Source organism: Trichocoleus desertorum AS-A10, from assembly GCF_039962155.1.
GTDB lineage: Bacteria > Cyanobacteriota > Cyanobacteriia > FACHB-46 > FACHB-46 > Trichocoleus.
The window spans coordinates 1-10893 of record NZ_JAMPKN010000083.1; the positions used below are offsets into that span (position 1 = coordinate 1).

At 49.2% G+C, this 10893-nt stretch carries 6 protein-coding genes and 1 pseudogene; all 7 read left to right on the forward strand.

The window, feature by feature from the left end; translation table 11 throughout:
• The first annotated feature begins 99 nt into the window (after window positions 1–99).
• Window positions 100–300, forward strand: a complete 201-nt coding sequence (locus tag NDA01_RS30180) for a hypothetical protein (RefSeq protein WP_348230935.1) — start codon at window positions 100–102, stop codon at window positions 298–300.
• Window positions 301–333: 33 nt separating this feature from the next.
• Entirely contained in the window at window positions 334–3582 is a 3249-nt protein-coding gene (locus tag NDA01_RS30185) for a WGR and DUF4132 domain-containing protein (protein WP_348230936.1), read from the forward strand.
• Window positions 3583–3605: 23 nt separating this feature from the next.
• Window positions 3606–4739: an ATP-binding protein gene (locus tag NDA01_RS30190; RefSeq protein ID WP_348230937.1), complete on the forward strand. Its 1134-nt coding sequence runs from the start codon at window positions 3606–3608 to the stop codon at window positions 4737–4739.
• 18 nt (window positions 4740–4757) lie between these two features.
• Entirely contained in the window at window positions 4758–7187 is a 2430-nt protein-coding gene (locus NDA01_RS30195; RefSeq protein ID WP_348230938.1) for a DUF5682 family protein, read from the forward strand.
• Window positions 7187–8365 carry a VWA domain-containing protein gene (locus tag NDA01_RS30200; RefSeq protein WP_348230939.1) on the forward strand — a complete coding sequence of 393 codons (1179 nt, stop codon included), beginning with the start codon at window positions 7187–7189 and terminating at the stop codon, window positions 8363–8365. The genes NDA01_RS30195 and NDA01_RS30200 overlap by 1 nt, the downstream gene beginning before the upstream one ends.
• A gap of 2 nt (window positions 8366–8367) precedes the next feature.
• Window positions 8368–10440, forward strand: coding sequence for a hypothetical protein (locus NDA01_RS30205; protein ID WP_348230940.1), 2073 nt, complete (start codon window positions 8368–8370; stop codon window positions 10438–10440).
• A gap of 198 nt (window positions 10441–10638) precedes the next feature.
• A pseudogene (locus NDA01_RS30210) lies at window positions 10639–10764 on the forward strand (ISNCY-like element ISAtsp9 family transposase); the annotation flags it as partial.
• Between the last annotated feature and the right edge of the window lie 129 nt (window positions 10765–10893).

Here is a 10893-nt window from a genome sequence, read left to right on the forward strand (position 1 = left end):
TGTTGAGCCAAGAGAAGACTGCCAAGGGGGGAATGAAGGCCAAGCGCCTCAAAGCAGGCTGGGATAATGATTATCTGGCTAAAGTCTTTGCTCAATAAGATGCGTTTGCCCTGTGCCTTGATGTATGCAGAACCGATATCTGTTCAAAGATGTTTGTTTGTGCGGGCAAGTGGGTATGCTCAAGGCGGTGCCAATGATGAAGCTGCCCTTCTCCTGAGTAAGGTTGATCCGATTGTGCTGAGTGAGGTGTTAGGAGATTTGATGACGATCGCTGCCAAGAGCCAATCAAGGAAATGCTAAATATTTCAACGAAACTCATTGCTCACGAAACCTATGAACCCACCTTCTGTTGAAACGCAATCGTTCCACTACAGCGATGACAAATCCGACAAATTCTGGATCATCTCGCTGGAGGGTAATCAACACACCGTTCGCTATGGACGAATGGGAACACAAGGGCAGCAGCAGACCAAGGAGTTTCCCACCGCAGAGAAGGCACGACAGTCTTACGAAAAGCTGATTCGCGAAAAGATGGCGAAAGGATACGTGGAGACAGAGGAGCAGACGCATCTACAATCTATCGCTGCCGTTGCAACACCAGACGTTGAGCAAGCGATCGCGACACCCCATCCTTCTGCCGCCAGCACTCTAACCCCATCAGAGCTTCAAGAGGCTGCGACGACCGCTCCGTCTCCTCAAAGCGATCGCCCTCTAACCCATGAACCTCTCAATCAAATGATTAATCTCGATCCTGAAGATTGGTTTTGGGCTTCATGGCGTGACCTGCCGCCTCTACAGCGTCCTAGACCTCAACCCTTTAATCTCAAGGAGGCCCAAGCAAGATTCATCAAGGTCACAACATCCGTTCAAGGTTGGGAATGGGATTGGTCAAAGGCAGAGATCTCTGCATTCCTTTCATCAGAAGAGGCTCACTTTTGGTTGACGGCAATGACCCAAGCAGACAACCAAGTCAAACCAAAGCAACTTGCTGAGCAGCTGGCAGCACAGACATTCACAGGGGATGTCTCTTTTGAAATATTCTGTGAAACTCTTCTCAATCCAGTGAATACAGAGACGTCTTATCGAATTGTTGCTCAGCAATTCACTCCGGAAAGCTGTTTGCCTTTAATTAATCTTTTCTCAACGGCGCAACTGGTTGAGCTTGTCTTTTTCATAGAGCAGCAAATCATAGCCATGTCGCAACACAAGGCAAATAAGGCAAGAAGACTTCAAGAGCTGCAAAAACATTTGATACGAGCGTTTCAGAAGTATGTACTGCCATACTTAACGAGTCCTGAAATTGTAGAGCTCAGACGGACGGTTGAAGGGAAATTAGATTTAGGACAATGGCCTATCGACTACTATGCAACTCCATCACCAACATTTCATCTGGCAGCTTATTTGGGTTGTCCTGCCTTGCGTACCTTAGTAGAAGGTTGGAATGACGATTCCTACAACCAACCCCTTGGTTGGCGGCATGATCACTACCACCGTCCTCAAGAAATTATTTTTGGATTAGAAAGTGCTGAGCTTGTAGAAACTCACATGCGACGACTCAAGTTGTCTCTATACTTTCCAGAGCAGCACTCTACATCTGCAACATATTTGCGTGCATGGTTAGCCCATACCGAGCTATCTGCACTGGATCATGTCAGCAGCACGATTTTAGAAGCAGCTAATAAGAGAGATGCTGAAGCGTTACTCAAAGAAATTGCGGGTTGCGTACAGGCTCCAGAAGCGGCTTCTATGATGCTGGAATTGATGCTGTCATCTAAGGCTCCCCAAGTTGCACGGCAGTGGTTAGAGGAGAATCCAGAACCTGCGATCGCCGGACTAATTCCAGTTGCAGGAGGGCGAGGACGCTTAGCAGATGCCGCGATCGACTGGCTACGCACGATGAAACGCAAGGGATATCGAGCCTATATTCAAAGCTGCATTGACCACGAGTCAGCAGGGGTTGCTGAAAAGATACGGGCGTCTGTATTGGAAGTAGAAGAGAAAGAGTATATTCCGTTTGATGAGCAGACAACCCCCAAATGGTTGCAGGAGAGCCTTGCTACGCTTTCCATTAAATCCACTCAAAAGATAAACTGGTCTATTTCTCCTGACGATTTACCGCCGATCACCATTGGCAATTATCGCTTTAATGATTCCCAAGTAGCAGCGCTGCTCAGTGCGCTGAGACAGAGCAAATTAGACACTACTCACGCCTTGGTTGTGGCAGTGAAGGCTCATGCCGATCGCCCCGAATTAAATGCATTTGCCTGGAAATTATTTGAAGCATGGTTACTAGAGGGCGCACCTTCTAAAGAGAACTGGGCCATGATGGCAGTGGGTCTGCTGGGCTCAGATCCATCTGCTTTGAAGTTGGCTCCACTCATTCGAGTGTGGCCTGGAGAAAGCCAACACCAGCGAGCCGTTTTGGGGCTGGAATGTTTGCGCTCGATCGGTACCGACACAGCCTTGATGCAAATCAATGGCATCGCCCAAAAAGTAAAGTTCAAGGGGATCAAGCAACGCGCCCAGGAATGCATGGAGGCGATCGCTCAGGAACGAGGCATGTCTCGTGAGCAACTGGAAGATCGAATTGTGCCCGATTGCGATTTAGATGAACACGGCTCTTGCCTCTTTGACTTTGGTTCCCGCCAGTTTCGCTTTGTCTTAGGTGCCGACCTGAAACCGATGGTGAAAGATACCGATAGCAAGGTGAAACCTGATCTCCCCAAACCTGGAGCGAAGGATGACAAAGAGAAAGCAGAGGCGGCGATCGCCCACTGGAAGTTGCTTAAGAAGCAAGTCAGTGAAGTTGTCAAGATCCAAACTCCACGTCTAGAGCAAGCAATGGTGACGGAACGACGTTGGCCAGCGAATGAATTTGAACTGCTGCTGGTGCAACATCCTCTGATGACGCACTTAACCCAACGTCTGATTTGGGGTTGTTACAATGCTGCTGGCACGCTGACCGCCACCTTTCGGGTTACTGAAGACCAGACGTATGCGGATAGCAATGATGAAACCTTTAATTTGAATCCCGGAGCGACAGAGCCACAGGAAATTGGGATTGTCCACCCGCTGCACCTCACGCCAGAGGTACAATCGCTCTGGGGAGAACTGTTGAGTGACTACGAGATCGTGCAACCTTTTCTGCAACTGGGGCGATCGCTGCACAGCTTGGAGCCTGGAGAAGAAACCGCTTTAGAAATTACCCGCTTCCAAAACCTGGAAATTCCAATTGTTGCCCTAGTGAGAACGTTAGAGAATTTGGGTTGGCAGCGGGGCGAACTGCATGATCATGGCGATTATTCCTTACACTTTAAATACTTTTCCTCCGCAGATATTACGGCTGTCGTAGGGGAGTACCAAGAAGTGTTTGTGGACTTGAGTGTGATGATTGGTGCAGGAACAGAAGACATCAACCGCTGTTGCTTCCTCCGAGGCTGGCACAATCATCTCTATGACTACCCAGTTCAATCCTGGAGTCAGGATCTCAGTGCACAACTCATCCCTCTGGGTGAAGTCAATCCTGTGATCATCAGCGAAGTCTTGAAAGATCTAATCACGGTTGCCACAAAAGCCCAATAAATTTCAATTGCTTAAACAAAATTATGGCAAGTCGAGCTAAAAAAGCGACTGTTCTTCCTACTCCAAACCTGCCTCTTCAAGACCTCCAGCGTCCAGCGGCAGAAGTGCTGTATGCAGATGAACTCAAGCGATTAGCAGAACAAGATGCTAATCTCCCACGTCCTGGTAATTGGCAACTCACACCACTTTCGGTACTGAAGTTTATTTTGGGGGATGCCGACCTTAAGATCTCCCCCAAATTTGTCGGGAGTCGCAGTTTACTAGAGCGCTGTATTGTGGCGCTGGCAACCAATCGGGGACTCATGCTAATTGGGGAACCGGGCACCGCCAAAAGCTACCTGAGTGAACTATTGGCAGCCTCTATTAGCAATGACTCTACGCTCACGATTCAGGGTAGTGCTGGTACCACAGAAGATACGATTAAATATTCCTGGAACTATGCGCTCTTATTAGCGGAGGGTGCGACGGAGCGATCGCTCGTTCCTGCCCCACTCTATCGCGGCCTGCAATCTGGCAAACTGGTACGCTTTGAAGAGATTACCCGCTGTCCCCTAGAAATTCAGGATACGCTGCTGTCGATTCTCAGCGATCGCGTCATGACCATTCCTGAACTTGGTGATGAGAGCCGCACGCTCTATGCCAAAGTCGGGTTTAACGTGATTGCTACGGCGAATACGCGCGATCGCGGGGTGAATGAAATGAGTGCTGCCCTCAAGCGCCGCTTCAACTTTGAAACCATTCCACCGATCAACGATTTGCGCCAGGAGATGGAACTGGTGCAGCGCGAAACCGACAAGCTCTTGAACCACGCAGGCATTCCCCTGTCGCTCCAACCCGAGCTCACCGAACTGCTCGTGACAACTTTTCACGAACTCAGAACCGGAAAAACATCCGATGGTAAAGCGCTAGAGCCTCTCAGCACTGTCATGAGTACGGCAGAAGCGGTTTCTGTCGGTTATGCAGCGGGAATCCATGCCTATTACTACAATCAAGGCAAGCTAGCACCCGATCATCTCGTGCAGAGCCTGCTTGGTTCTGCTATCAAAGACACACCAGAAGATCTGAAAAAACTTAATCACTACTTTAATCAAGTCGTCAGAGAGCGCAAAGGCGATCGCTGGAAACAATATTACGAAGCACGGCGGCATTTGCTTTAGGAAGGACGTGAGGTTGCAATGGAGTTTGACACTGCTATTTGCCAAACCAAGGCACCAATTGTCTTTTTTCCAGTTCGGCATCACAGTCCAGCTTGTGGGCGGCTAGTGCGGCAACTGGCATTCGAGATCCGACCCTCTGTAATTTTGATTGAAGGCCCCTCTGATTTTAACGATCGCTTGCCCGAACTCACCCTGCCTCACCAATTGCCGATCGCAATTTACAGTTATGTTCGTCTTCCCGATGGCAAACGCCGTGGCGCATTTTATCCCTTCTGTATTTATTCCCCAGAGTGGCAAGCACTTCAAGTGGCTCAAGAACTGGGTATTCCGGCTCAATTTATTGATTTGCCCTGGGCAGAAGTGGCAACTGAGAACGCCCCAATTCATCGCTATGCAGATGCCGAACTGAGACAAAGCGATTACGTGACAACCTTATGCCAAAAAATCGGTGTAGAAAACTTCGACACGCTCTGGGATACTTTATTTGAAATTGATCCAGAACTGACACTGACTCAATATTTGGAACGCTGTCATCAATTCTGTTTTCATATCCGTTCTACAGAAACCCATATTTCCAAAGCTGATCTACGTCGGGAAGCATTCATGGTTGAAGCAATTCAACAGGCAAGAAGACAGTATTTTGGCAAAATTTTGGTGGTCACAGGTGGATTTCATAGTTACCCCTTGTACGAGCAACTCCATCCAGAATGTGCTGAATCATTCAGTTTAACTCCTGAAGTAGATGCTTCAATTCAAAACTTAGAACTTGAAACTCAAAATTCTACTAGCGATCGCGGCATTGCCCTCACGCCCTATTCTTATCAACGTCTCGATAATTTGACAGGATATGAGTCAGGAATGCCCAATCCGGGCTTCTACCATGCAGTTTGGCAAAATCGATTCATTGGTAATCAAACCATTTATCGATCGCTGCTCGCTCAAGTTGCCAGAGAATTACGACAGCGAGAACAAACCGTCAGTTGTGCTGATTTGATTGCTGTTGAAACGATGGCACGGGGACTGGCAACACTGCGAGGGCATGCTGAAGTTTGGCGACAAGATTTGGTTGATGGCATTGTTGGTGCACTCGTCAAAGAAGAAATAGAAGGCGGGTTGACTCATCCATTTCTGCAAGCGGTGTATCACATTTTTCGAGGACAAGATCGCGGCAGATTGACTACAGGGACAACCCTTCCACCCCTCGTTCAAGACATTCAACAGCAACTTCACAACCAAGATCTAGAGCCCACCACTCAGCAGCGAATAGTTGAGCTGGATCTAATAAGACCCGTAGAGGAAACAGAAACTACTCTTGGCAATCAACCCATTGCTACGCAGAAGCAAGCGACAGCCCTCAGCACTCTTCCGCCCTCGCTTCAAAAAAGCCAACTTCTCCATCGTCTTCGCATTCTATCAATCAGTGGGTTTCGTCATATGGACGGTAGCGATTTGATTGGACGGAAAGATTTAGTGCGAATTTGGGAGCAATGGACAATTCAATGGACTCCTGAGTTTGATGCCAGCTGCATTGAAGCGGCAATCTATGGAGCCACACTGGTTGATGCTGCAACGGCAAGGGTATTGGATTTAGCCGCAGCCATTGAACGTGATGCAGAAAAAACGGCAATTCTGCTGCTAGATGCTTGTTTGATGGGTTTATATGACATTAGTGATGGGCTGCGTCAACGATTGGTCGAATTAATTCGACAGGACAATAACTTTTTTACCATCACCAAAGCATTGGGGCATCTCCTATATCTCTATCGCTATGACGAAGTGCTGGGTACAAAGGGGCGATCGCATATTGGGACGTTGTTAGTGGAGATCTTCCAACGGAGCCTTTGGTTATTGGAAGGACTAGGGCAAGTGCAGGGCATGGATCAAGACTTATTGCATGGACTCCGCACCGTATTAGAAACATTTGAATGTTGTTCCTCCACACTGGAATTGAATGCTGATCATTTTGTGCAAGTCTTGCAACGGGTGAGTACAGACTTTCATCAAACTCCACTCCTGCGAGGAGCGACCATAGGGGCATTGTGGACCCTGAAGCAAGCAGCGATGGAACAGGTCATTGCTGACTTAATATACTCTGCAAATCCCGACCATTTAGGCGATTTCCTGACGGGTCTTTTTTATTTAGCGCGAGAAACAGTGCAGCGGCATCCAGATCTGGTCCACAAGATTGATGACCTGTTGATGGCGTATGACGATGAATCGTTCCTGGAAGCGCTGCCCGCCCTCCGTTTAGCCTTTTCCTATTTCACGCCACGAGAAAAGCACTATATGGCTCGAACTCTATTACAAGCTCAAGATGCAGGGCAAGTGAAGGAAGCCGCTCCACTAGTTGATCTTGAGGTGAGCGTAGGCCTGGCAGCGCAAGTACTCGCCTTTGAAACAAGGTTGTTTCAGGCAGTGCGTCGCTACGGGCTCCGAGGAGGCGATTGATGAGTAATGAACAGCCTAGGGACAGCGAACAGCACATTCGTAAAATTCGGTGGCGACTCGTATTGGGTACTGGAACTGAAGATGTCCTTGGTGGATTACCCAATGAGTGGTGCGATCGCGATGCCGCAATGGGATTTCTCTACAATCGTGAGTATGGAGCAGGTCGCAATGTACGGCAGGGGGGGAGAGGGAATGAGGGGGACGAGGGAGGAGAGCGCAAAGGGTCGCTTGATCCGTCACAACTCACCGTACCCGATTGGATCAATGCGGTGCATGAGCTATTTCCGCGCAAAACGATTGAGCGGTTAGAGAAGGATGCTCTGGAGCGTTATCACCTAGAGGAGATGGTGACCAATCCAGATTTGTTGAGTCGTGCCCAACCCAGCCAAACTTTGCTGAAAGCCGTGTTGCGCACCAAACATTTGATGAATCAAGAAGTGCTAGCAATGGCACGGCAACTGGTATGGAAGGCGATCGAGCAACTAATGGAAAAACTAGCGCGTCAGATTCAATCTCCCTTTACCGGAACCGTGAATCGCCAACGGCGATCGTTCCTCAAAATTGCCAAGAACTTTGATGCCAAAACCACCATTCGCCGCAACCTGAAGCACTACGACCCAGGAACGGGCAAACTCTACATCCAAACGCCTTATTTTTATTCGCGCATGCGGCGACAGGTCGATCGCTGGCAAATTATTATTCTTGTCGATGAGTCAGGCAGTATGTTGGACAGTGTGATTCACTCGGCAGTGACAGCATCTGTCTTCTTTGGTATTAAAGCTCTCCGTACCCATCTGTGCCTGTTTGACACCTCCGTGGTGGATGTTACTCAGGATTGCACCGATCCGGTTGAAACCTTGATGAAAGTGCAACTCGGTGGCGGTACCGATATTGGACAGGCACTTTCCTATGCCGCAACTCTAGTCGATAATCCTCGCCGGACGATCGTCGTTCTAATTACTGACTTTTATGAGGGCGCGCCGATCGACCGACTCTTTGCAGTCACGAAGCAACTGATTGAAAGTGGCGTAACGCTCTTGGGGCTGGCGGCCCTGGATGAACAAGCAGAGCCAAATTACGATCGCGCGATCGCCCAACGCATGGTAAATCTTGGCGCTCACGTTGCTGCCATGACGCCTGGTGAGCTAGCCGAATGGGTGGCTCAAAAGGTGCAATAATCATGCGTCAAGATTTACTGGCTCTGACGGTTGATGATTTGATCACGCTGAGTAATCGCGGCATCGTTAAGCGATCGCAGCAGGAAGTGCAGTCTGGTCAATTGTCCTATGAGTTAAACGAAGATGACAAGGGTAATGTCAGTGTCCGTTGGTCAGATGATGTTGAGTGCAGATTGCCAAGCGATCGCACCCTCAGCAATAGCCAATGCACCTGCCCTGCTACGACCCTCTGTAGACATCTCATTCGATCCGTTCTTGTCTATCAGCAATGCAAGATGACAGAGCCAGGGAGAACGGAGAAAATAGAACATCAGAGCAAAGAAAATACTTCCCCCTCCTCTAATGCTCCTGCCTCTGTCTCTTCTACATCCTGGAATCCTGGTGACATTCCTGACACCACCCTGGCTCAGTTTTTTAAGAAAACGTCTCTTGGCAGGCTCAAAGGTCAATTCGATGAAGGTCATGTCATCAGCCTTACTCGGAGCAGTAAACCGATCGCCCATATTCATACCTTATCCTGCACGATTCGCTTCTTAGTTGCAGACGATATCCGTTACACTCACTGCGATTGCGCGGAATCTGCCCCTTGTAGTCATGTGCCCTTAGTGGTGTGGGCATTCCGTCTATTGGAAACTACTCAATCGAGCGGCATCGTTGCCACTCGCCAAACGCCATACTCAGTTCCCACTGCGTTGTTGGATGAGATTGAGCAGCAGCTTCAACAATTGGCTCAAGTGGGTATATCAGGAGCGTCTCAGGCGGTGGGCGATCGCCTCCGTCGTTTGGAACTCCGCTGCCGCGAGCAGGGCTTAATTTGGTTGGCTGAGATTTTGGCAGAACTGGTGCAGGAATATGTTTGCTACGTGAATCACGATGCTCGCTTCTCACCCAATCATGTGGTTGCGCTAATCGGAGAACTTTGCATTCGCAGTGATGCCATTCGTAATGATACAGGTGCTGTGCCTCAACTCTTTATTCGTGGATCAGAAGCCGATCGTGTGATAGAGGTAGGTGCTGCTCGTCTCGTGGCATTAGGCTGTGGTGTGCAACCCAAACAACACAGTGCGGAATTAACCGTTTACTGTCAGGATGTTGATTCCGGCACGGTCGTTGCCCTTTGTCGGAACTTTCCTGACCCACCGGAAGACTCCAATGAACCCCCAAAAGACTTTCACCAGCTGGCTCAAACTCCAGCCATTAAAGGCGTGAGTTTCTTGAAGTTAGGCACTGGTCAACTGCTAGCCAAAGGCGGTAAACGAACTCCCAGCTACCAGTTTCTACCAGGCCGGACTCCGATCAGCTTTAATCCGCAGGCGTATCAGTGGGAATCGTTGCGATCGCCGACTCTGGTCGAAGATTTTACCGAACTTTCTCATCGCCTTAGTACACTTCTGCCTGCTTCTTTGCGTCCCCGACGCCTAACTGAAAACTTCTATGTCTGCAAAGTTGCGGCTGTAGAGGTTGCCATCTTCAACACCGCAGAACAAATCGTGCAAGCAGTTTTGCGCGATCGCCAGGGCAACTTGATTTCCCTCATTCATCCTTACACCGCACGGGGACGAAACGGTACAGAAAACCTACTCACGGCTCTTAGTCAACATCCCGAAACTTTACAATTTGTCGCGGGTCAAGTTCGCCTTAGTAGTCAGGGTCTAGTCATTGCGCCAATTTCTCTCATCTTTCAGCAATCTAGCGGCAGGATGATGCTGCAACCGTGGGTTGATTCCCTGGCTCCCTCACCTTCCGTTTCTCCTGCCCCCTTGTGCTCCCACTCTCCTACTCTCTCACCGCCCCACCACCATTATCTGCAACAACTCACCCCTGCCTTAGGCGAACTACTTCTGATTGGGCTGCAACGAGTAGACGCGCAAACGATTCGTTACTGGCAAGAACTCGATCGCCTGGGGGCAGCCCTCGGTTTTGTGCGGTTACTCAAACCCATTCAGCAACTGGCAACCGCACTGACTCAAAAATCAACGACATTACAATGGGATGATCAGCCTGTCACTGAAGCGATCCTCTCGATCGCCCTGCTTGTGAAACTAGCCCACGAGCAACTTAGCAATGATGACTGATGCAGATTGAGTTCAGCACTTTTCGCTCGCTGGATTGACGAGACGAAAGGGATTGCCAAATCTCCTGGTTTAAGGAGTTTGCAGCAATTCTCATTTTGGCAAAAAGCTGTTCAAGCCCTAGCAATGCCGCTATTGTACTGACATCTGAGAAACCCAAGAGAGCCAGAACCGTTGAAGGAACGGGAATTGTTTGACACAATAGTCGGTGCTTTTCGCCAGCGCTTGTCCTCGCTACCAGACAAACGTACTGGCAAGAACACCCGCTATGGGATGGAAGATGCAGCCTTGAGTGCATTTAGCGTGTTCTTCACCCAAACCCCCTCAGGGGGTAACAAGAAGGCTAGAACAAAGACTGGAGGCGGAAAGTAGAGTGTAAACCTTGCTGAAGATAGGATTGCTTATTGCCACTGAGCTGTATCCAAGACTCTACCCAATCGGTGGCTAAATCCATCC

What these genes read in the sequence shown, in the direction of transcription:
- NDA01_RS30200 (WP_348230939.1), top strand. Translation starts at nt 7,187, where the DNA reads ATGAGTAATGAACAGCCTAGGGACAGCGAACAGCACATTCGTAAAATT.
- NDA01_RS30185 (WP_348230936.1), top strand. Translation starts at nt 334, where the DNA reads ATGAACCCACCTTCTGTTGAAACGCAATCGTTCCACTACAGCGATGAC.
- NDA01_RS30180 (WP_348230935.1), top strand. Translation starts at nt 100, where the DNA reads ATGCGTTTGCCCTGTGCCTTGATGTATGCAGAACCGATATCTGTTCAA.
- NDA01_RS30190 (WP_348230937.1), top strand. Translation starts at nt 3,606, where the DNA reads ATGGCAAGTCGAGCTAAAAAAGCGACTGTTCTTCCTACTCCAAACCTG.
- NDA01_RS30195 (WP_348230938.1), top strand. Translation starts at nt 4,758, where the DNA reads ATGGAGTTTGACACTGCTATTTGCCAAACCAAGGCACCAATTGTCTTT.
- NDA01_RS30205 (WP_348230940.1), top strand. Translation starts at nt 8,368, where the DNA reads ATGCGTCAAGATTTACTGGCTCTGACGGTTGATGATTTGATCACGCTG.